This window comes from Cupriavidus sp. 10L43_2 (assembly GCF_056395265.1).
The window spans coordinates 13,617-35,504 of sequence record NZ_JBFTJE010000001.1 but is presented as its reverse complement, the minus strand read 5'-3'; the positions used below and the strand labels follow the sequence as shown (position 1 = coordinate 35,504).

Below are 21,888 nucleotides of genomic sequence, written 5' to 3'. Positions count from 1 at the left end.
CGCGCGCGGCAGTGGACAGGAGGGGGGTCAGTCGCGCAGGCCGGTGCGGGTCTCGTTTTCCACCCACACGTTGGCGCTGTCTCCGCCCATCGGCGACAGGTCCATGCGGTACTCATAGCGGTCGGGCCGGTACTGGCCCAGCAGCAGCTGCACCGGGCGGCCCGCCTTGTCGAGCACCACGCGGCGCACGGCCAGCAGCGCGCCGCCCACGGGGACGTCGAGCAGCGGGGCCACCACCACGTCGGCCAGGCGCGCGGTCAGCACCTGGCTGGCGCGGCCCAGTTCCACCCCGGCGGCCTCCAGCAGGCGCAGGATCGGCGTGCCTTCCAGATCCTTGCGTTGCAGCGGGCGGCCCAGGTCCACGGGCAGGTAGACGGTGATATGCGAGAGCGGACGGTCGCGGTAGTGGCGCACGCGCACGACCTTCACCACGGGGTCGCCCGGTTCGATCTTGAGCGCCTCGGCCACATCGGGGGTGGCGTGCACTTCGTCGATCGAGATCACCTTGACGGCGGTCTTCTCGCCCATGTCGATGATGTTGCCGAGCAGGCTGGTGGTGCGCTCTTCGGTGGCGGCCGGCTTCACCGGATGCGGGTTCACGAAGGTCCCCAGGCCACGATGACGCCGCACGAGACCTTCCTGCACCAGGCGGTCGAACACGCGGCGCATGGTCACGCGGGAGGCGTGAAACTGCTTGGCGAGGTCGATCTCGCCCGGCAGCGGGCCCTGCCCGAAACGGCCTTCCACGATCTGCTGGCGGAGGACTACGTAAATCTGGTGATACAGGGGAACGACGGCTTCACTCATGGTTTCCCTTGCGGATGCGCTGACAAGTCCTAGACGAGACTAATGTACGTTAAATCAGACATAGAGCCTAGCATGAAACAGGCTGGCGGCGCTCTGAGCACTCCGTACGCCCGCATTTGTTGCGGTCCCGCATCGCCGGCGCGGCGCGCGCAAGAAAGGCCCGCCGCCGGGCGGGATTCCCTCTGAAAGCCGGTGCTCACGTCGCACTGGCGCCGGAGCGCGGGGTAGGGTGCCTATCAGGGATTGCAATTCTTGACATATCAGGCACTTCGCACAGGCCATGTGATTGCGTAGCGGTCACCTCGGCCCGGCTGTTTCACCGCCGTAACGGGCCGCAGCGTTGCGGGGTTCCCCTAGGCGTCGCGCCAAGCCACTGAAAAATCACGGTTTTTTCGCAATTGCACGGGGCCCCCACGCAGCCATGCGGCTGGCGGTGTCTCAACGGTGTGACATGTCTACTGCGGTTCACAGCATCGCAGCATCGCCGGAGATGGGTGGCCGCTAGAAAAGTTCCCGGTCACCGGTTGGTAGCCCTTGTATTTCAACGGATTACACGGCGCGGGGCGCCCGCTGGCACTGTTTGTGCGCAAGGGGAGGCTGGTCTGGTCCCGTGCCGGACCTGAACCTCCAGCCGATGTTCTCGAGAGCGCCGGCCGGAGGCTGAGCCGCAGCACAAACTTCCTGGGAGCATCGTATGAAAAAGACATTACTGGCGTCGGCGATCACATTGGCCTTCTTTGGTAGCCAGGCCTATGCGAACCCGACAACCAACAACGACTCGGGCGAGGGCGACAACACGCAGACCGCCACCGCAACTTCCACCCAAGGCGATGGCGCCAACGCCAACGAAAATTCCACTGCGACTCAGGACAACAGCACCACTACCACCAACAGGACTTCGAACAGGACCGCCACGCTGACGCTCAACAAGACGTCCACCCGCGTCAGCACCCGCGTTCGCCAGAGCGTGGATGGCTACGGTAATGCCGCGGCGGCCAATGGCGGCACGGCCACGTCGTCGATCGCCAACTCCTTCAACTCGACCAAGGCCATCGCCGTCAGCCGACTCAGCGGCACGGTGTCCGGCAATACCATCAGCAACATCGGCAACTATGCCACCAACAGCGGCAATGCCAATGGCGCTACGGGTGGTGCAGGCGGCCGTGGGGTTGGCGGGACCGGCGAAGGCGGCAGCGGCGGCAATGGCGGCAACGGCGGCAATAGCGGCAATGGCGGCTCGGGCGGTTCGGGCGGCAGCGCCACCAACGGCAGCGCTACCAACGGCGCGGCTACCAATGGCAGCGCCACGGCAGGCAATGGCGGTCGTGGCGGCAACGCCAGCGGCAGCGCCGGTGATGGCGGCAACGCCCGCGCGAGCGGCGGCAGCTCCCTCAGCGCCAGCCTTGGCGTGGGTGGCCGTGGCGGCTCGGCCCTTGCGGGTGCTGGCGGCGGCTACAGCGGCGCGATTGGCGGCGACGGTGGCCGTGGCGGTGGCGCACTGGGCGCCGGCGGCAGCGCACTGGGCGCTGGCGGCGGGGCACTGGGCGCAGCCGCGGCACTGGGCGGCAGCAGCGGTGCCGGCAGCGCGGCCAGAGAGCGCGGCGATGGCGCTGGTGGCTCCAGCACGGCCACGGCCGGCGCAGGCGGCACGGGCACGACCGGTGCGGTATCGGCGAGCGGTGGTGCCGGTAGCGGCACGGGCGGCTCGGGTTCGGGCACGGGCGGCGCAGGCGCGGCCGGCGGCACGGGCACCTCGACGGCAGTGGGCGGCACGGCCACGGGCTCGGGCGGCGCCGGCGGCGCAGGCACGGGCGGTGCGGCAACGGCCACGGCTGGCGCGGCAACGGCCTCGGGCGGCGCAGGCGGCGCGCAAACCAGCACTGCCGGCAACGGCGGCACGGGCGGCGCGGCGGCCAATGGCAGCGCCACATCGTCGGCCTCGAACGGTAGCGCCACGGCCGGCAACGGCGCTGTGGGTGCCGCATCGGGCACGGGCGGTGCAGGCGGCGCCGGTGGCGTGGGCAATGGCGGCGCGGGCGGTACCGGCAACGGTGCAGTGGGCGGCGCTGGCGGCAACGGCGGCTACAACGTCGTCGATGCTGGCGCCTTCAACATGTCCAACACCATGACCAGCGTCGGGCAATCCGCCGCAGGCGTCATGATCGCCAGCCAGAACAGCGGCATGGCGTCGCTGGTGCAGCAAAGCGTCAACGTCCAGGCGAACGTGAATGCCGGTCGCTAAGTCCGAGTGAGTCCTCCGGCTTCGGCCGGAGGCTTGCACGGTTGGCATTCGAAATGACGGGTATCCCGGCGCCTGCAAGGGCCGGGATGCTTGTCTGTCGAGGTGCCTGGGAGGTCCGATACCGTGGCCCGGATGGGAGCCGCGAGGTCGGAACAAGAGGGAGACGCACCATGTGTTCGCATCGCTCCGCTGTCATGGCAGTCACGACAGCTCTCCTGGCCTGGCCGTTCGCCCAGGCTGTAGCAGGACCACCGACCGCCGAGGCATCGGCCGTGGCGGTGGCCAGCAGTGAATCGGGCGCAGCCACCGCGGTGGCCGGCGCAGCGGCAAGCGTCACGGCGGTCAAGCCGGACGCGGCACCCAGGAACAATCTGTTCGGCACCACGGCACGCGCGGTTGGCAGCGACAAGCTGGACGGCGTACGCGGCGGCTCCGAACTCGTCGTCAACGACATGCGCCTGCACGGCACCGTGGCGGACAACGCCGCCATCAACACGCTGTCTGGCAGCAACATCGTTTCCGATGGCGCGTTCTCGAACGCGGCGGGCTTGCCCACCGTGATCCAGAATTCGGGCAATAACGTGCTGATCCAGAACGCGACCATCCTCAACGTCCAGTTCAAATGATCATGCGCCGCCTGTTGCTGGCCGCCGCTACCGTGGCGGCGACGCTGGGGAGCTTCTCCGCTGCCCGCGCCGACTACATCAACGTGCCCGCCGACGGCGGCAAGAACTACTACGTGCCGGTCACCAGCCTCCGCGAGGCCCGGTATCGCACCACCATCCGCCAGCAGTTCGACTTCAGTTGCGGCTCGGCCGCCATCGCGACGCTGCTGACCTACCAATACGGCTACCCGGTCACGGAGCAGGTGGTCTTTGCCAACATGTACGTCAACGGCGACCAGGCCAAGATTCGGGCCGAAGGGTTCTCGCTGCTCGACATGAAGCGCTTTCTGGAGTCACGCGGGTTCCTGGCCGATGGCTACGAACTGCCGCTCTCCAAGCTGGAGGAAACGCAGGTACCGGCGATCGTGCTGATCGTCGAGAACGGCTATCACCACTTCGTCGTGGTGAAGGGCGTGAAGGGCAACCGCGTGCTGATCGGTGATCCGGCACGTGGCACGCGCGCGCTGGAGCGGGAGCATTTCGAGCGGATCTGGGACAGCCAGCTGCTGTTCGTGATCCACAACCGCACAGAAAACGCGCGCTTCAATCTGGTGTCCGACTGGCGCGTCGCGCCCTCGGGCCCCTACTCTTCGGGGATCAACCGCGACAGCCTGTATTTCACCGTCATGCCCAAGCATGGCGTGAACGATTTCTGAGTCGAGGAGCAGTCATGGTCCTGACAACCGCTTCACCCGCACTCCGGCGCAGAGCCGGCAGTGCGGCGGCGATGGCCCTGCTGGGCGCGGGTCTGGCCTGCGCCGGCAATGCCTACGCCGACATGGGTGCGCCCATGCCCGATACGGCAATCGACATCGCGCTGAGCGCGACCGCCGACGTCCCTACCGTGCCCGCAGCGCCGGAACTCCCGGCCGTGGCCGTGTCCCATGCCATCGATCTGCCAGCGATGCCCACGCAAGTGGAGCTGGCCGCCGATATCCCCGTGCCGCCGCCCGTTGAACGCGTGGCGGCACCTTCCGCTAACCCTGTTGTCCCTGTTGCCCAAGCGCCTGCGTCCGAGGGACCGGTGGCCAGGGCCCCCACGGCGAAGCACCGCGCAGCCGAGGATCCGCTGGCAAAGGCCATGACCGTTGCCACGCGCGACCCCGACGCGCCGGTGACCGATGCACGCGGCGGCATGGCCAAATGGAAACCGGTGGCGCAGGCGCGGCTCGACAAACAGCGTGGCGGGTTTGACGTGGCCGGCCTGCAGGTCAGCTTCGGCATCGACCGCGCGGTCTTCGTCAACGGCGCGCTGGCCGTGGCCACCAGCATCAACATTCCCGATGTAAGCCGCATCACGGCGGCGCAGGCGCAGCAGCTGCAAGCCACGCTGGGCGGCGTGGCGGCTGCCGTAGCCAACGCCAACAACGCCGCCACCGGCGCCGTGGCAGCCGCCAATGCCGCGGCCGCCAATGCACAGGGTGCGGCGGGCGCGGCGGGGCAGTCGGCCACCGCCACGGCCAATGGCGCGGCCGCCAGCGCCCAGGGCGCGGCAGGCACGGCCCAGGCAGCGGCCAACGCAGCCGCGCAGGGTGCCAATGCCACGGCGCAGGGCGCGGCGGGCATGGCCTCGCAGGCCGTGGCCACGGCCACCGGCACGGTGACCACCAATGGCCTGTCGAACGTCGTGCAGAACGGCGCAGGCAATACGGCCAACGTTGGTGCGATGGCGAACATGCCGAGCACGGTGATCCAGAATACGCTTAACAACCAGAGCATCCAGAGCCTGATGACAATCAACGCCAGCGTGAACACGCTGGCGGCGTTCCGCACGCAGATGGCAAATACTGCGCTGAACAGTGTCATCCAAAGGACAGCCAGCATGAGGTAAGTCGCGAATACGCGGACAAGCGGTACAGGTTGCGGGCTCCTGCGAGACAGCCCGCCGTCCCCGGGGGAGGAAGACGTCATGAAGAAGCGTTCGCTGCAGGGCATCCGTTTTGCCGGCTGCTCGACGATGCTGTTGCTGGGCGGCATGAGCCACGCCCAGACACCGCCGGACGCGGGGCCACCGGCCGCCGCCCGGCTGGAGACGCTGCAGAAGGAACTGACCGAACAGTCCCGGCAGCTCGAAGCCATGAAGCGCGCGCTGGCGGAGCAGGAAGCCACCATCCGCGAGCTGCGCAATACCATCAGCCCCGACTCCCTCGCGCGCAAGCGCGGCGGCCAGCGTACCGGCGCCGATGTGTCCACCAACTCGGCTGCTGCGGCCGCCGGCAGCAGCGCCACCCAGATCAACAACACGGTGCAGCAGGGCATGCAGCAGCAGGCCCAGCAGCAGCCTGCCGGTCCGGGCGATCCGCAGAACCAGGCCCCGCCAGACAACGTGGCGCAGGGCGCCCAGCAGGGCGAGTCCCTCGCCGGCGCCGAGGAGCCGGTGGGCCGCGCGCCGGTGTCGGACGGCCGTCCGCCCGAGATCGCCCCGATCTTCGACCAGCCTGGCGTGCTGACGGCCCAGGGCAGCCTGGTGGTGGAACCGAGCTTCCAGTACGGCTATTCGTCGAACAACCGCGTGGCGCTGGTCGGCTACACGGTGATCCCGGCCGTGCTGATCGGCCTGATCGATGTACGCGAGGTGAAGACCACCACCTACCTCAGCGCGGTGGCGTTCCGCTACGGCCTGACCAAGCGGCTCGAGATCGAAGCCAAGGTCCCCTACGTCAGCGCGAAGTCGCAGACCGTGAGCCGGGAAGTCTTCACCGGCAGCGCGTTCGACAACGTGTTCAACTCCAGCGGCAACGGCCTGGGCGACGTGGAGGCGACGCTGCGCTACCAGCTCAACTACGGCAACGAGAAGATGCCGTACTTCATCGGCTGGCTCCGCTACAAGTCGAATACCGGGAAAGATCCGTTCGAAGTGGTGACCGATTGCGTGACGCGCTGCGTCAGCAATACCACCGGCACCGGCCTGCCGCTGGGCATGCCGACGGGTACCGGCTTCCAGGCGATCCAGCCGGGCGTGACCTGGCTGCTGCCGACCGATCCGGCGGTGTTCTTCGGCACCTTCAGCTACCTGCACAACTTCGCGCGGGACAACGTCAGCCGCACCGTGCTGAACGGCCAGACCGAGTCGCTGGGCAAGATCGCCCCGGGGGACATCTTCCAGTTCAACTTCGGCATGGGCCTTTCGCTGAACGAGCATGCCTCGTTCAGTATCGGCTATGACCAGAGCATCATCTGGCCGACCAAGCAGAACGGGCAGACCATTCCGGGCTCGGTGCGCATCACGCAGGGCACGCTGCTGGTGGGCTACTCGTACCGCTTCAGCCCACGCTACACGCTGAACCTGTCGGTGGGTGCCGGCCTGACCCGCGACACGCCGGACCTGACTGTCACGCTGCGCCTGCCGATCACATTCTGACGCAGGCAGATAGCGCGAGGTGACGCGCGGCGCGCATGCGCGATGTTTCAAGCGCGCGTCACCACGGAGCGTGCCGCAGCGCGCCTTGCAACCGGTCTGCGAACGGAGTAGAACGAACCTATCCCGTCCCGCACCGACGGATACCCAAGCCGGGGCGGCCTGAGCCTGAAGAGGAGACTAGCCATGCGCAAACGCATCTTCTGGTTGTTGCCCGACCTGCCAAGCGCCCGCCGCACCATGGACGACTTGCTGCTGGCCCGCATCGAGAATAGCCACATCCATTTCGTGGCGCGCGATGGGTCAGACATGACCGGATTGCATGAGGCGAACCTGTTCCAGACCTCCGACATCGTCCACGCCGCCGAGATGGGGCTGATGGTGGGCGGTGGCGTGGGGATCGTGGCCGGTGTGGTGGTGGCGATGTTCCCTATCGTCAGCGACACGCCGCAGTGGGGCCTGGTCGGCGTGCTGGCCGTGCTGGGCGCGGTGTTCGGCGCCTGGGCCTCGAGCATGATCGGCAGTTCGGCCCCCAACAGCCGGCTGCGCGCCTTCGAGAAGGACATCGAGGACGGCAAGCTGCTGCTGATGGTGGACGTGCCGCGTGGCCGCATCGAGGAAATCGAGATGCTGCTCCAGCGCGCCCATCCGGAAGCCCGCTTCGCCGGGATGGACCCCGCAGTGCCGGCGTTCCCCTGAGCCCTTCCTGGGCCCTTGACGGAACGCTTCGCTGCATTGCAACGCTTAGCCTGCGCGCCCCCGTGGCGCGCCCCGGCGCACGGCTTGTCGTGCGCCACGCTGCGGCCACACCCGCGCCGCCACCCGGAGCTTTACAGGCAAACGGTGTGCTGCCGCAGCAACACCCCTCCCGACCCTCCCCATCTGGATGTTTGAACATTTACCCCCGTTGAGGTAAGTTGCGGGCATCGCACGGCCGTCCTCACGGGGCGCGCCGCGCGCCGCAGCGGCAAAAAATTACTAGTCAGCCAGCAGCTTTTGGAGGGGTCACAATGAACGCAAGGAGCTTTGCGTGCGGCATGCTTGCCGCCACGCTGGGGTTTGTCGCGCCCGTGGCGGTGCACACCGCGCACGCGGAACCGGGGATCAGCAAGGGCACCATCCGCATCGGCCAGTCGGCCGGCGTGACCGGCCCGGTAGCCGGCTCGGTCAAGGAGCAGATCGCCGGGGCGCAGGTCTACCTGAAGACCGTCAACGCCAACGGCGGCGTGGCCGGGCGCCGCATCGAGCTGGTGACCTACGACGATGGCTTCGACGCCAAGCGCACCCCCGACAACGTCCGCAAGCTGATTGCCGAGGACAAGGTCTTCGCGCTGTTCATGGTGCGCGGCACGCCGCAGAACGAGAGCATCCTGCCGATCATCGGCGCGGAGAAGGTGCCGCTGGTGGCCCCGCTGACCGGCGCCATCACGCTGCATCGCCCGGTCAACCGCTATGTGTTCAACGTGCGCGCCAAGTACCAGGACGAAGTGGCCCGCGCCATCAACCACCTCGCCACCTCCGGCATGAGCCGGATCGCCATCTTCTACGCCAACGACGGCTTCGGGCAGGACGTGTTCGAAGGCTTCACCACCGCGCTGCAGGCGCGCGGCGTGCAGCCGGCGGCGGCGGCCTCGTTCAACCGGCCAATGGGCGATATCGGCCAGGGCGTGGCCAACGTCCACAAGGCCAATCCGCAGGCCGTGATGGTGATCGGCTCGGGTTCGGAAGCCGCGCGCATCATCAAGGAACTGAAGCGCGCCGGCAGCGAGGCGCAGTTCGTCACGCTCTCCAACAACGCCGCCGACTCCTTCATCAAGGAACTGGGCGATGACGGGCGCGGGCTCATCATCACGCAGGTGGTGCCGGGCATGAACTCCAGCCAGATGAGCATCGCCAGCGAGTACCGCAGCATGGCCAAGGCCCAGAACGTGGAGCCGAGCAACGCGGGCATGGAAGGCTTCATGTCGGCGAAGGTGCTTGTGGAAGGGCTGCGACGCGCCGGCGCGGAGCCCACGCGCGAGAAGCTCGTGACCGCGCTGGAAGGCCTGCGCGACTACGACCTCGGCGGCATCCTGATCAGCTACAGCGCCACGCGCCACACCGGCTCGTCGTTCGTCGAGATGTCGATCGTCTCGTCGACGGGCAAGCTGATTCGCTGACGCATCAGGGAACCCCCGGCGCCATGCCGGGGTGTTTTTCCGGCTGCTGCGCTGCGGTATAGTCGCCGCATGCCGATTTCCACCGCAGTCTCCCCGTCCCCCTTTTCGCTCGATGGCCGCGTCGCGCTGGTCACCGGCGGCGCGCAGGGCCTTGGCCGCGCGATTGCCGCCGGCCTGGCCGCCGCGGGCGCCCACGTGCTGGTCTGCGCGCGCAGCGCCGACCGCGTGGCGGACACCGTGGCGCAGTTGCAGGCCAGTGGCGGCAGCGCCGAAGCCCTGCCGCTCGACATCACCGACGAAGCCGCGGTCGCCGCCACCTTCGCGGCGCTCGCCACCCGGCCGGGCCGGCTCGACATCCTGGTCAACAACGCGGGCACCCGCAACCGCGCTTCCATGGTCGATCTCGACGCTGGTGACCTGCGCGCCATGCTCGAGACCAATCTCGTCGCGCCCTACACGCTGTGTCGCCACGCTGCGCAACTGATGCAGCGCGGGCAGTACGGGCGCATCGTCAATGTCTCGTCGATCGCCGGGCAGGTGGCGCGCGCCAACGACGTGCTCTACCCGGCCACCAAGGGCGGGCTGGACGCCCTCACGCGCGCCATGGCGGCCGATCTGGGCCGCCACGGCATCACCGTCAACGCCATCGCGCCCGGCTACTTCGCCACCGAGCCGAACCAGTCGATGGTGGCGGACGGCACGGTCGCCGAATGGCTGCGCAACCGGACCTCGCTGGGCCGCTGGGGCCAGCCGGACGAAGTGGCCGGCGCGGCGGTCTTCCTCGCCTCACCGGCGGCATCGTACGTCAGCGGGCAGGTGCTGGCCGTCGATGGCGGCTACCTCGGCCACTTCTGACGCAGGCAGTCGATCATCGCCGCCGCGGCGGCCGAATCGCCCCGCTCCTTGAGCCGCACCAGGCAGATGTCGCGCACCAGCGACGGCATCTGCAACGGCCGCACCGCCAGCCCCTCGCGCCGGAACTGGAACAGCGCCAGCGCCGGCACCACCGAGACCCCCAGCCCCGCCTCCACCAGCGCCGCCACGGTGGCCAGGTGCTCCACCTCCATCACGCCATTGACCCGCAGCGGGTGCAGCGCCGCATCCAGGTGCTGGCGCACGCTGCTTGTGCGGGAGAGCTGGATGAAGGGCAGCCCGGCCAGCGCCTGCGGCGCGATGCGCCGCTTTGCCGCGAGCGGATGGTCTGCCGGGCAGACCAGATGGAAGTTGTCGTGGACCAGCGGCTCGATGCGCAGGTCGGCATCCTGGGCCGGCGCCGGGGCCAGCGCGAAGTCCGCCTGCCCGCGCCGCACGAGATCGATGCAGCCATCGGCCAGTTGATCGTGCAACTCCAGCGAGATGCCGGGGTAGCGGCGATGGAAGTCCGCGAGCAGCGGCGGCAGGTCGCCGCCCGCCAGCGAGGGCAGGGCGGCGATGGCCACGCGGCCCTTGCGGCGCTCGGCGTGGTCGCGCAGGTCCTCGAATGCCGTCTCGAAGTCGGCCAGCAGGCGGCGCGCCACTTCCTCGAAGCGGCGGCCGTCCGCGCTCAGCTCCACATGGCGCGTGGTGCGCTCGAACAGCCGGCTGCCGGCCTGCTCCTCCAGCGTCTGCACCAGCGTGCTGAAGGCCGACTGGGAGAGGTGGCACGCCTGCGCCGCGCGCGTGAAATTGCGGTGCGTGGCCAGCGCCACGAAGGCGCGCAGGTGCTTGACCGACAGGTTCGGGATCATGGCAGGCTGGATTTATCCACAGAACCGATAGATTAATCCAAATGATCTGTTTGATGGTGGGAGCGGCGAAGCCTAGAATCGGATCGCCTTCCCCCCCTCTTCCGCGAACGCCCATGACTGCTCCCCTGCTGATCGGCTCCGGCGCCGGCTTCTCCGGTGACCGTACCGATGCCGCCTTGCCCGTGGTGCGCACGCTGATCGCCGCCGGCGGCCCGGCGGCCCTGATTTTCGAGACGCTGGCCGAGCGCACGCTGGCGCTGGCGCAACTTGCGCGGCGCAGCGATCCCGAGCATGGCTACGAGCCGCTGCTCGACCAGCTCCTGACGCCCGTGCTCGGCCTGTGCCTGGCCAACGGCATCCCCATCGTCGGCAACTTCGGCGCGGCCAACCCGCGCGCGGCGGCGCGCCGTATCGGCACCCTGGCGGCGCAGCTTGGCCTCGCGGCACCGCGCGTGGCCGTGGTGGAGGGCGACGACCTCTCGCACGACGCCGGCCGCGCCGTGCTGCGCGGCATCGTGGGCCCGTCCTTCCCGGAAGCGCGCTTCGTCTGCGCCAACGCCTATATCGGCGCGCGCGGCATTGCCGATGCCCTGCGCGACGGCGCGCAGGTCGTGGTCTGCGGCCGCGTGGCCGACCCCGCCCTGGCCGTGGGGCCGGCCATGGCGCACTTCGGCTGGGCCTGGGACGACTGGGACCGCCTGGCCGCCGCCACCATGGCCGGCCACCTGCTCGAATGCGGCGCCCAGGTCAGCGGTGGCTACTTTGCCGATCCGGGCATGAAGGACGTGCCGGACGTGCACGCGGTGGGCTTCCCCATCGCCCAGCTCGACGCCGACGGCGGCATCGAGATCTTCAAGGCGGCCAACACTGGCGGCTGCGTGGACCTCCGCACGGTGAAGGAGCAGCTGCTGTACGAAGTCCACGATCCGAGCGCCTACTTGACGCCGGACGTTGTGGCCGACATCGGCGCCGTGACCGTGTCCCAGATCGGCCCGGACCGCGTGGCGGTGCGCAACATCCACGGCCACCCCCGGCCCGAGCAGCTCAAGGCCAACCTGTTCTATCAGGGCGGATGGTTCGCGGAGGGCGAGATTTCCTATGCGGGGCCCAACGCGGCGGCGCGCGCCCGGCTGGCGGCCGACATCCTGCGCAAGCGGATGCAGGGCCTCGGCCACGATGTGCCGATCCGCTTCGACCTGATTGGCGTGCTGAGCGTGTTTGCCGACGATGGCGGCGCCATGCTGGCGGCGCCCCAGCCGGGCGAGGCCGCCGCGCAGGATGTGCGCCTGCGCGCCGCGCTCGCCCACGAGGACAAGGCGGTGGCCCAGACGCTGCTGCGCGAGGTCAACGCGCTCTACACCTGCGGCCCGGCCGGCGGCGGCGGCGTGCGCACCGCGCTGCGCGCGCGGCTCAATGCGATGTCGTGCCTGGTGCCGCGCGATGCGGTGTCGCCCACCCACGTCCTCGTTGCCTGACCGGAGACCGCCATGACTGCCACCACCGCCGCCACCGCCCCGCTCTACCAGTTTGCCCACGGCCGCACCGGCGACAAGGGCGACCGCTCCAATATCAGCGTCATCGCCTACGACGCGCGCGACTTCGATCACCTCGTGACCCATGTGACCGAAGACGCCGTGCGGGCCCTGTTCGCCCACCGCCAGCCCACGGCGGTGAAGCGCTACGTCGTGCCGTCCATCCAGGCGATGAATTTCGTCATCGATGGCGTGCTCGACGGCGGCGTCAACGACGCCCTCAATCTCGACACGCACGGCAAGGCGCTCGCGTTCCTGCTGCTGGGCCTGCCGATTCCCGTGCCGCCGCGCCTTGCCGCCGGCACTTCCTGATCGATTCTTCGCTTTTTTCTGATTTAGCGACCTCTTACAACAAATCGAGGAGACAACGATGTACGGATTCCGCAGCCCGCTTACCCTGGTCGCGCTCGCCTGCCTGGCCCTGCCGGCCGGCAGCGCCTGGGCCGAATACCCCGACAAGCCGATCCGCTTCGTCGTGCCGTTCGCGGCCGGCAGCGCCACGGACCAGCTCGCGCGCGCCGTGGGCCAGGCCATTACCGTGGACAGCAAGGTCACCGTGGTGGTGGACAACAAGCCCGGCGCCAACGGCTTCATCGCCGCCAGCGACGTCGCCAAGGCCAGCCCGGACGGCTACACGGTGCTGATCACCACCAACACCACCCACGCGGCCAACGAGCACCTGTTCAAGAAGCTGCCCTACGACCCCGTGAAGGACTACGCGCCTGTGACGGCGCTGGGCCGGGGCGGCCAGATCATGGTGGTGAACCCGCAGGTGCCGGCCAAGACCGTGGGCGAGTTCATCGCGCTGGCCAAGAAGGAGCCGGGCAAGCTGAGCTTCGGCAGCGGCAGTTCGTCGTCGCGCATCGCGGGCGAGCTGTTCCAGCAGATGGCACACGTGCAGTTGCTGCACGTGCCCTACAAGAGTAATCCGCTGGCGATTACGGACCTGCTCGGCAACCAGATTCAGATGATGATCACGGACACCGCCACCGGCCTGCCGCAGGTGAAGTCGGGCAAGCTGCGCGCGCTGGGTGTGTCGGGCAAGGCGCGCTCGCCGCTGGCGCCGGACGTGCCGACCATCGACGAGGCAGGGGTGAAGGGCTACGAGATGAGCTACTGGTTCGCGGCCTACGCACCGGCCGGCACGCCGCCGGCGGTGGTGACCAAGCTCAACCAGCTGCTGGTGAAGGCGGCGAAGAGCGACACCGCGTCCACGTTCTATCAGTCAACCGGGACCGAGGTGTTCACGAGCACGCCGGCCGAGCTGGCCAAGTTCCAGGGTCAGGAATCGGCCAAATGGGGCCGGATCATCAAGTCGGCGAACATCCAGCCGGAGTAATCCGCCCACGCAGAAACGGGTACGCCCGCTGCTATGAAAAGACGCCCGCTATTGCAGCGGGCGTCTTTTTTTGCCTTACGGCTTCAGCCCGAGGCGGTAGGCCACTGCGTACGGCAGCTTGCCGGGCTTGGTCGAACCCACCGGCTGCGAGAGCGCCGTGAACTCGGTTTCGTTCAGCGTGGTCAGGCCGCCCAGTTGCGCGGCGGTCTTGCCGTTGCTGACCACGGCGTCCGGCGCCAGCGCCACCATGGCGGCCGAGGCGCGGTGCACGGCGTCGAGGTAGCTGGCGGTGTCGTCCAGGTTGACCGTCTTCAGGTCCACCACGCCGCGCAGCCAATCGCCCCAATAGAACTCCGTGAACTCGGTGGCATCGGTCGGCTGGCTGTAGCCGATGTCGCGCGTGAAGTAGACCAGCGCGCGGTACGGGTCGTTGCCGAGGCCGTTCTTCAGGCCCAGCGCGCGCGGCAGGTCAGCCGGGTAGGTCGGCTGGTTGGCGCCGTCGTTCGACCAGATCAGCTTGCGCTCGCGCAGCGTGCGGAAGAACGTGGCGCGGTTCAGCGTGGACAGGTTGTCCTGCACGCGGATCCACATCTTCGACTGCGCGCCGCCGGTGTCGGCGTCCCAGATCGACGTGAACGAGTGGTGTCCATCGGTCAGGAACGGCTCGCCGTAAGGCCCCACCACCAGCGTCTTCATGTCGGCCGGCTTGTTGCCGACCGCCTTGGTGCAGCTGAAGGAGGCGAGGTCGCTGAGGCGGGACGTGGCTGCATCCCAGGTGCTGGTCTTGTTCTGGCCGTTGGTCTCGCAGGCGTCGTCGAACTTCTTGATCGGGTCCGCGGCGTAGCGGCCGAGCTTGTAGTAGATCTGGTCGCGGCCGATGGCCGGCTGGGTGGGGCGCAGATCGGCCAGCGTGACGAGGATGTTCTGCCCTGCAGTGGCCGTCAGGTAGGTCGAGACCGGCGTCGGCGCGGCCATCGGGGCGCACACGGCGGGAAGCTGTCGCGTGCTGCCCGGCACCTGCCGGAGCTGGTACGCGAGGTTCTTGCTCACCGGCAGCCAGGTCAGGCCGAGCGATTGCGCCTGGCCGGCCACGGTGGCCTGCCACGTGCCCGAGACCAGCCCGTTGGCGGCGGCCCCGCCGGCGCGGTTGTAGGCCAGCGTCACGTCCACGGGGATGTTGTCCGCGGCGAGCGTGGTGCCCGCCACCGAGACGATGTTGCGGCGCGTACGGCCCGTGGCGGCGTTCTTGTCGTCGAGTTCCGGCTCGGCGCAGACCCAGTCGCCATCGATGCCGTTGGCGGCGACGGCCGTGGCCGTGCGCACGACCCAGCTACCGGTGGGCGCCGTGGCGCTGGCGCCGGTTTCGTCGACGAAGAGCGCCACCTGGCCCTGCTGGCGGCCTACGAACAGGCGGCCGACCGTGCTGCCGCCCAGCGTCAGCGCGAAGGCGCCCGGATAGCGCGACTGGTCGGCATCGGCCGCCAGCTTGCCCGACTGGCCGCCGGCGCAGTCGGCGCTGTAGCCCAGCCCGGCGCAGACGCGCACGTTGCCATCCGCGCCGATATTGAGCTGGCCCGCGCTGGCGGCGTCGCCGGCCTGGCGCAGGTAGCTGTAGGTGCCGGCGATGTCGGCCAGCTGCGCGCCACGGTTGCCGGCCGAGATATAGCCCTGGAGCAGGGCGCCGTTGCCGGCCTTGACGTTGGGCACCTGGCCCAGCGCGCCGGAGAGCACGCCGTCATCGAGCGTGAAGCGGAAGGTGATGGCGGCGGCGGCGGCAGCCAGTGCTGCCGGTACGTCGGTGCCGCTGGCGGCGAGGCCGGTCACGCGGTAGGTGCCGTCTTCCAGCACGTACTGGCCCACCAGCGCCCCGGCCAGGCCGAAGCGGGAATCGAGGAAGCGCAGGGTGAGCTGGCCAGCGGCGGGTTTGTCGAGTTCGACGGATACCGTGTCGCCAAAGCTGACGGCGCCGACGTACAGCGATCCGCCCGACAGCGGCTGCACCGATGCCGGCTGCGTGGTGCCGCCATTGCCGCCGTTGCCACCATTGCCACCGGTACCGCCATTCGCGGCGCTGCCGTTGTCATCGTCGCCGCCGCAGGCGCCGAGCGCGAGCGTGGCCGAGATCAGCGCGGCAAAGGCTGCCTGCCTGGTCCTCTTTCCCATAATTTCCCCAGTTCGTTGTTGTAATCGATAAGTGCCGAAGACGGCACGTGGTCGCGCGTCAGTCTAGGCAGCGGCGATGACACTCCCATGACAGCGCCGGTGGCGTGGATTTCGCCTAGAGTGGCTAGATCGGAACTGCTGGGGCGAGGCCATGGGGCACGAATCGACACACATGCACCGGGGCCGGCGCAGGGTGCTGAGGGCGATGGGGCTTGTGGTCGTGGCGGGCGCGCTGCCGGCCATGGCGCAGACGCCAGCCAAATCGAAGATCGGCGTGATCGGCTCGGGGCGCATCGGCGGCACCGTGGGCGGCCTGTTCGTGAAGGCTGGGCACCCCGTGATGTTCTCCTCGCGTCACCCGGAGTCCCTGAAGAGCCTGACGGATTCGCTCGGCCCGCTGGCACAGGCCGGCACGGTGGCGCAGGCGGTGGCCTTTGCCGATGTGCTGCTACTGGCCGTGCCCTACGGCGCCGTGCCCGAGGTGGGCCAGCAGAACAAATGGCAGGGCAAGATCGTGCTCGATGCCACCAATGCGGTCTCGCCGCGCGACGGGGCGATCGTGGAGGAGGTGAAAGCCAATGGCATCGGCGCCACCACGGCCAAGTACCTGGCCGGCGCGCGGATCGTGCGCGTGTTCAACTTCACGGGCGCGGCGGAGTTTGCCCGCGAGAGCCATCGCCAGGGCGCGCTGATGGCGGTGCCGATGGCTGGCGACGACGCGGCTGCGCTAGCCGTGGCCGCGCAACTGGTGCGTGAGGTGGGGTTCGAACCGGTGGTGGTAGGCGGCCTGTCGACGGCGGACCGCTTCGCGCCGGGTGGCAAGCTGTTCCGCCAGATGGGCTCGGCGGACGCTTTCCGGCGCGCGATGGCGGAGTAACAGTGGTGGAGTAACAGCGGCGGAGTAACAGCGCCGGAAAATCAGCGCCGCCGCCACTCCATGGCGACCATCGACGGCGCAAAGCCGAGTTGGCCGAAGAAGGCGGCTTCCGAGGAGCGTGCCGCGCGCAACACCCAGACGATGTCGGGATCGTTGCCCATGACCTGGCGCACCAGCGCCCGGCCGATGCCGCGCCGGCGATGCTGCGGCGCCACGGCCACCATCGAGATGTAGCCGTTGGCGATGTCGTCGCAGAGGGCGCGGGCGAAGCCGATCACCTCGCCCTTCTCCACGGCCACGGCTACGCGTTGGGAATTGGCGATCAGTTGCGCGAAGCGTTCCGCATTGCCGACCTGTTGCTCCCAACCGTTGGCGGCCAACAGACGCCTGGCCGCCTCGATCTCTGCGGGCAACGGGTTACGGATTTCCATCGACGGCTCCTCCTGCCAGATACCATGTCGCGTGCCACACCCCCAACCAAAGTGGGGAGCGCAGCGGCGTTTGCGCCACGAAGCTGCGATGTGCGGCGCGAATGGCGACAGAGTGTAGCGAAGCGGATATGGATGCGTCAAACAATGCACGGTGCAAAGCGCACAAGCGTTCGTATTCCCACGCAACGCCATCGATTGCCGCCACGGCGCGATGCCGCGCGGTATGATGGTCGCCATGAACGCCTCGATCTTCTCTTCCGCCCATCCGGCCGATCAGTTGGCCGAGTTCTCTGACGCGGACAGCGCGCTGGCGCGCATTCGCGAGATCTACGACGGCTCGGTCGCCGCCGTGCGCGCGCGCTTCGACGCCTTCGCGCAGGGCAAGCCCCTCCCATCGGCGGCGCACGCGTGCTACCCGTACCTCGGCATCTCGGTCAACCTCGAAACCATGGTGACCGACAGCCGCCCTTCGTGGGGTACGGTCGCCTACCCCGGCGTGTACGGCACCACGGTCACGCGACCGGACCTGCTGTGCGACTACTACCGCGACCAGATCGAGCGCCTGATGCGCTATCACCGCGTGCCGGTGGTCGTCGGCCTGTCGCGCCGGCCGATCCCGCTGCCGTTCGTCATCGAAGCTTCGACCACCGACATCAGCTACACCCAGGCGCGCGAGCTGGAGGCGTCGTTCGTGCTGCCCGAGCTGAGCCGCATCGACGACTCCATCGCCAATGGCACCTACGAGCCCACGCCCGGCGAAGCCTGGCCGCTCTCGCTGTTCTCGGCGGAGCGCGTGGACCTGGCCCTGCAGCGGCTCTACCACTACACCGGCACGGCGCCGCACCACTTCCAGCGTTTTGTCCTGTTCACGAACTATCAGCGTTATGTCGATGAGTTCGTCGCGCTGGGCCGCTCGCTGATGTCTGGGGATGGCGGCGACGGCTACGTGCGCTTCATCGAACCGGGGGACGTGACCCAGAACCTCGGCGAAAGCGAACCCGACGACGCCACCCGCCCGCGCGCGCTGCCGCAGATGCCGGCCTACCACCTTGTGCGCGAGGACAAGCTCGGCGTCACGCTGGTCAATATCGGCGTCGGGCCGTCGAACGCGAAGACGATGACCGATCACCTCGCCGTGCTGCGTCCGCATTGCTGGCTGATGGTGGGCCACTGCGGCGGCCTGCGCCGCTCGCAGCAGCTTGGCGACTACGTGCTGGCGCACGCCTATGTGCGGGACGACCACGTGCTCGATCACGACCTGCCGCCATGGGTGCCGGTGCCGCCGATCGCCGAGATCCAGGTGGCGCTGCAGGAGGCCGTCGCCCGCATCACCGGCCTGTCCGGCAACGAGATGAAGACGCGCATGCGGACCGGGACGGTGGTGTCCACCGATGACCGCAACTGGGAGTTGAAGTCGAAATCGCTCTATGCGCGCTTCAACCAGTCCCGCGCGATTGCCATCGACATGGAAAGTGCGACGGTCGCCGCCAATGGCTTCCGGCTGCGCGTGCCCTACGGCACGCTGCTATGCGTGTCCGACAAGCCCTTGCATGGGGAGTTGAAGCTGCGCGGCATGGCCAATACCTTCTATCGGCAGCGCGTGAGCCAGCATATGACGATCGGCCTCGAGGCGATCCGTATCCTGCGGGAGAACGGCGTGGAAGAACTCCACTCGCGGAAGTTGCGCAGCTTCGACGAGCCGGCCTTCCGCTGAGCATTGCCCCCGCTCCGGGCGGAGCGGGGCGTCCGACATCAACACATCAGAACCGGTAACCCACCCCGGCGCTGAACAGCCACGGATCGAGCTTGACCGTGGATACCTTCACACCGCCCGCATACACGTTGCTGGAGATCCAGACCTTCTTGGCGTCCACGTTCAGGAACCAGTTCTTGGTGAGCTTGTAGTCCATGCCGATCTGCAGGGCAGGCCCCACGCTCCAGCGGTCCAGGTTCAGCGTGTTGCCGGCGATGTCCGCGCCGTAGACGCGCGTCGCGTTCACGCCCGCGCCGATGTACGGCCGGAACGTGCCGTTCGGGATGAAGTGGTACTGGAGCAGCAGGCTGGGCGGCAGGTGCTTGAACGTGCCGATTTTCTGGCCATCGAGCGAGACGTCCTGCTTCTGCGGAATCGTCAGCACCAGTTCGGCAGCGATGTGCGGCACGATGAAATACGTGATGTCGACTTCCGGAATCCACTTGTTGTTGACGTGGATGCGGTCCGACGCGCCCACGCCGCCCACCGGATCGGACTTGTTGGACATGTCGAGGAAGGTGCCGCGCATGCGCACCATCCAGTTGCCCTGGGCTTCCTCGGCAGCCATGGCCGGGGCCGCGAACGCGGCGGAGGCCGCCAGCGCGGCCAGGGTGGAGCAGAGTGTCTTGCGAGTGAGAGAGATGTTGGTCATGTTGGTATGCACAGGCGAGGAATAACTGTGCGACCAGTGTGGCCTTTGCCTCTCATCCCCACCTTGACCCAGCGCAAGCCGCGCGGCCTCGCGTGGCGGCCGCGCGACAGCCGATGATTCCGGGCGTGCGCCCGCTCCCTTCTATTTACATGCGGATTTATTCGTGGCGCCCGCGCGATGCGGCCCGTACGCTGTGCGCACGTGGTGAATGCATCGCGCATGTCGTGGGCGTCCGCAAGGACGTCTTTCCGGGTGTGCCCCGTGGGGGCGGGGCACACCGGTTTTCTCCACGGCGGCGGGACTCAATCCGCCGTAATCCGCCTCAGGCCGCCTGTGCTTCCTGGCTGGCGCGCCCGATGTGCCGGTTCACGCCGCACACCACCGCGCGCAGGGACGCCGTGACGATGTTCGCATCCACGCCCGCGCCGAAGCCCGTCGGCGAATCGCCGACGCGCACTTCCACATAGCAGGCCGCACGCGCATCGGCGCCGGCGGTCAGCGCATGTTCGTGATAGTCCATCACCCGCACCGGCAGGCCCAGGCCGCGCACGAAGGCGTCGACCACGGCGTCGATCGGGCCATTGCCCGCGCCGCGCGCCCGCACCGGCTGGCCATCGCGTACCAGTTCCACCTCGATCTCCACGCTGGCCTCGCTCGTCGACACCATGCGATGCGAGACATAGCGCAGCGGCGCGTCCACGTCGAGGTACTCACGGCGGAACAGCGCGTAGAGGTCGTCGGCGCTCGCTTCCAGGCCCGTTTCGTCGGTCATCGCCTGCACCGCGCGGCTGAATTCGATCTGCAGGCGGCGCGGCATGAAGATGCCATGCGCCTGTTCGAGCAGGTAGGCCATGCCGCCCTTGCCGGACTGGCTGTTCACGCGGATCACGGCGTCGTAGCTGCGGCCGAGGTCGGCCGGGTCGATCGGCAGGTAGGGCACTTCCCAGATCGCGTCCGGCTTCTGCTGGGCGAAGCCCTTGCGGATGGCGTCCTGGTGCGAGCCGGAAAACGCCGTGAAGACGAGATCGCCGACGTATGGATGGCGCGGATGCACGGGCAGCTGGTTGCAGTGCTCCACGCACTGGCGCACCTCGTCGATATCCGAGAAATCGAGTTCCGGGGCCACGCCCTGGGTGTAGAGGTTCAGCGCCAGCGTGACGAGGTCGACGTTGCCGGTACGCTCGCCGTTGCCGAACAGGCAGCCTTCCACGCGGTCCGCGCCGGCCATCACGGCCAGCTCGGCGGCGGCCACGGCGGTGCCGCGGTCATTGTGCGGATGGACGGACAGCGCGATATGCTCGCGCCGCGCCAGATGGCGATGCATCCATTCCACCTGGTCCGCGAACACGTTAGGCGTGCTGCATTCCACGGTGGTCGGCAGGTTCAGCACCATCGGGCGGGTGGCGGACGGCTCCCATACAGCCGATACCGCATCGGAAACCTCAAGCGAGAAATCGAGTTCGGCCAGGCTGAAGGTCTCGGGCGAATACTCGTAGGTCCAGGCCGTTTCCGGCATCGCATCGGTCAGTTCGCGGATCAGGCGCGTGCCACTCACGGCCACCTCGCGGATTTCCTCGCGCGAGGCATTGAAGACGATGCGGCGCCACGCCGGCGCGATCGGGTTGTACAGGTGGATGGTGGCCTGGCGCGCGCCACGTACCGACTCCACGGTGCGCCGGATCAGGTCCTCGCGCRACTGGGTCAGCACCACGATGTTCACGTCGGCGGGAATCCGGTCTTCTTCGATCAGCATGCGGACGAAGTCGAAATCGGTCTGCGAGGCCGACGGGAAGGCCACCTCGATCTCCTTCAGCCCCACCTTCACCAACTGCTCGAAGAAGCGCAGCTTGCGCGCGGGGTTCATCGGCTCGATCAGGGCCTGGTTGCCGTCGCGCAGGTCGGTGCTCATCCAGCGCGGGGCGCGCGTGATCTGGCGCGACGGCCAGGTGCGGTCAGGCAGGTTGACGGTGGTGGCGGGGCGGTACTTGGCGGCGGGATTGCGCAACATGGGTGTTCTCCTTCCTCGCGGGAAGATGCGACAGGCAAAAATCAAAAATTCGGGGAAAAAACGGGAAAACGGTGGCGATAGACGGCTGCCGAACTGCCACGGGGCGCTAGGCCCGGCAACCGGTCGTTAGGTCTAGTAGTAGCGAGGAGGGGGATGCGGCCAGGCCGCCGCGCGA

At 68.3% G+C, this 21,888-nt stretch carries 19 protein-coding genes; 13 read left to right on the top strand and 6 right to left on the bottom strand.

The features are described from left to right. Positions 1 to 27: 27 nt before the first annotated feature. Positions 28 to 807 (bottom strand): GntR family transcriptional regulator, encoded by a 780-nt coding sequence (locus AC1DEL_RS00150; RefSeq protein ID WP_092294266.1) that lies wholly within the window; start codon positions 805 to 807, stop codon positions 28 to 30. 694 nt (positions 808 to 1,501) lie between these two features. Here AC1DEL_RS00150 and AC1DEL_RS00145 point away from each other — a divergent pair. The 8 genes from AC1DEL_RS00145 to AC1DEL_RS00110 all read left to right on the top strand — a co-directional run bounded on the left by AC1DEL_RS00145 (position 1,502) and on the right by AC1DEL_RS00110 (position 10,086). Beyond that, positions 1,502 to 3,049 carry a hypothetical protein gene (locus AC1DEL_RS00145; RefSeq protein ID WP_092294267.1) on the top strand — a complete coding sequence of 516 codons (1,548 nt, stop codon included), beginning with the start codon at positions 1,502 to 1,504 and terminating at the stop codon, positions 3,047 to 3,049. 170 nt (positions 3,050 to 3,219) lie between these two features. Beyond that, positions 3,220 to 3,675, top strand: a complete 456-nt coding sequence (locus tag AC1DEL_RS00140) for a hypothetical protein (protein ID WP_092294269.1) — start codon at positions 3,220 to 3,222, stop codon at positions 3,673 to 3,675. Further along, positions 3,672 to 4,370, top strand: coding sequence for a C39 family peptidase (locus tag AC1DEL_RS00135; RefSeq protein ID WP_092294271.1), 699 nt, complete (start codon positions 3,672 to 3,674; stop codon positions 4,368 to 4,370). The genes AC1DEL_RS00140 and AC1DEL_RS00135 overlap by 4 nt, the downstream gene beginning before the upstream one ends. 14 nt (positions 4,371 to 4,384) lie before the next feature. After that, positions 4,385 to 5,545: a hypothetical protein gene (locus AC1DEL_RS00130; protein ID WP_092294273.1), complete on the top strand. Its 1,161-nt coding sequence runs from the start codon at positions 4,385 to 4,387 to the stop codon at positions 5,543 to 5,545. Between the two features lie 78 nt (positions 5,546 to 5,623). After that, positions 5,624 to 7,075 carry an acetate kinase gene (locus AC1DEL_RS00125; protein ID WP_092294275.1) on the top strand — a complete coding sequence of 484 codons (1,452 nt, stop codon included), beginning with the start codon at positions 5,624 to 5,626 and terminating at the stop codon, positions 7,073 to 7,075. Between the two features lie 183 nt (positions 7,076 to 7,258). Next, complete coding sequence (locus tag AC1DEL_RS00120; protein ID WP_441644634.1) at positions 7,259 to 7,771, top strand: DUF1269 domain-containing protein; 513 nt, start codon at positions 7,259 to 7,261, stop codon at positions 7,769 to 7,771. A 311-nt stretch (positions 7,772 to 8,082) separates the two neighbouring features. Further along, positions 8,083 to 9,231: an ABC transporter substrate-binding protein gene (locus AC1DEL_RS00115; protein ID WP_441593789.1), complete on the top strand. Its 1,149-nt coding sequence runs from the start codon at positions 8,083 to 8,085 to the stop codon at positions 9,229 to 9,231. A gap of 69 nt (positions 9,232 to 9,300) precedes the next feature. Next, on the top strand, positions 9,301 to 10,086 hold the full coding sequence (locus AC1DEL_RS00110; protein ID WP_092294281.1) for an SDR family oxidoreductase: 786 nt from the start codon (positions 9,301 to 9,303) through the stop codon (positions 10,084 to 10,086). On the opposite strand, the gene AC1DEL_RS00105 is transcribed toward AC1DEL_RS00110, so the two are convergent. Continuing rightward, the gene (locus tag AC1DEL_RS00105) at positions 10,068 to 10,958 is read right to left on the bottom strand and encodes a LysR family transcriptional regulator (RefSeq protein WP_092294283.1); all 891 of its coding nucleotides are present in this window, start codon (positions 10,956 to 10,958) and stop codon (positions 10,068 to 10,070) included. The genes AC1DEL_RS00110 and AC1DEL_RS00105 overlap by 19 nt on opposite strands. A gap of 113 nt (positions 10,959 to 11,071) precedes the next feature. Between AC1DEL_RS00105 and AC1DEL_RS00100 the strand changes: the two genes are divergently transcribed. From AC1DEL_RS00100 to AC1DEL_RS00090, 3 genes are read left to right on the top strand one after another with little or no spacing between them, the layout of a single operon-like run. Further along, on the top strand, positions 11,072 to 12,433 hold the full coding sequence (locus AC1DEL_RS00100; RefSeq protein WP_092294285.1) for an acyclic terpene utilization AtuA family protein: 1,362 nt from the start codon (positions 11,072 to 11,074) through the stop codon (positions 12,431 to 12,433). Between the two features lie 12 nt (positions 12,434 to 12,445). Beyond that, positions 12,446 to 12,802: an AtuA-related protein gene (locus tag AC1DEL_RS00095; RefSeq protein WP_092294287.1), complete on the top strand. Its 357-nt coding sequence runs from the start codon at positions 12,446 to 12,448 to the stop codon at positions 12,800 to 12,802. A gap of 58 nt (positions 12,803 to 12,860) precedes the next feature. Beyond that, the gene (locus tag AC1DEL_RS00090; protein ID WP_441593784.1) at positions 12,861 to 13,829 is read left to right on the top strand and encodes a Bug family tripartite tricarboxylate transporter substrate binding protein; all 969 of its coding nucleotides are present in this window, start codon (positions 12,861 to 12,863) and stop codon (positions 13,827 to 13,829) included. A gap of 75 nt (positions 13,830 to 13,904) precedes the next feature. Here the strand turns inward: AC1DEL_RS00090 and AC1DEL_RS00085 are convergent, their stop codons facing one another. After that, positions 13,905 to 15,992: a ParB/Srx family N-terminal domain-containing protein gene (locus tag AC1DEL_RS00085; RefSeq protein WP_477125135.1), complete on the bottom strand. Its 2,088-nt coding sequence runs from the start codon at positions 15,990 to 15,992 to the stop codon at positions 13,905 to 13,907. Positions 15,993 to 16,197: 205 nt separating this feature from the next. On the opposite strand from AC1DEL_RS00085, the gene AC1DEL_RS00080 reads away from it, so the two are divergent. Continuing rightward, entirely contained in the window at positions 16,198 to 16,869 is a 672-nt protein-coding gene (locus AC1DEL_RS00080) for an NADPH-dependent F420 reductase (protein ID WP_477125136.1), read from the top strand. A 41-nt stretch (positions 16,870 to 16,910) separates the two neighbouring features. Here the strand turns inward: AC1DEL_RS00080 and AC1DEL_RS00075 are convergent, their stop codons facing one another. Next, positions 16,911 to 17,300 carry a GNAT family N-acetyltransferase gene (locus tag AC1DEL_RS00075; protein WP_092294295.1) on the bottom strand — a complete coding sequence of 130 codons (390 nt, stop codon included), beginning with the start codon at positions 17,298 to 17,300 and terminating at the stop codon, positions 16,911 to 16,913. A gap of 223 nt (positions 17,301 to 17,523) precedes the next feature. On the opposite strand from AC1DEL_RS00075, the gene AC1DEL_RS00070 reads away from it, so the two are divergent. Beyond that, complete coding sequence (locus AC1DEL_RS00070; protein WP_092294397.1) at positions 17,524 to 19,014, top strand: AMP nucleosidase; 1,491 nt, start codon at positions 17,524 to 17,526, stop codon at positions 19,012 to 19,014. A 46-nt stretch (positions 19,015 to 19,060) separates the two neighbouring features. Here the strand turns inward: AC1DEL_RS00070 and AC1DEL_RS00065 are convergent, their stop codons facing one another. Continuing rightward, positions 19,061 to 19,705, bottom strand: coding sequence for an OmpW/AlkL family protein (locus AC1DEL_RS00065; RefSeq protein ID WP_092294399.1), 645 nt, complete (start codon positions 19,703 to 19,705; stop codon positions 19,061 to 19,063). Positions 19,706 to 20,027: 322 nt separating this feature from the next. Further along, positions 20,028 to 21,713 (bottom strand): 2-isopropylmalate synthase, encoded by a 1,686-nt coding sequence (gene leuA / locus AC1DEL_RS00060; RefSeq protein ID WP_477159047.1) that lies wholly within the window; start codon positions 21,711 to 21,713, stop codon positions 20,028 to 20,030. Positions 21,714 to 21,888: the final 175 nt, after the last annotated feature.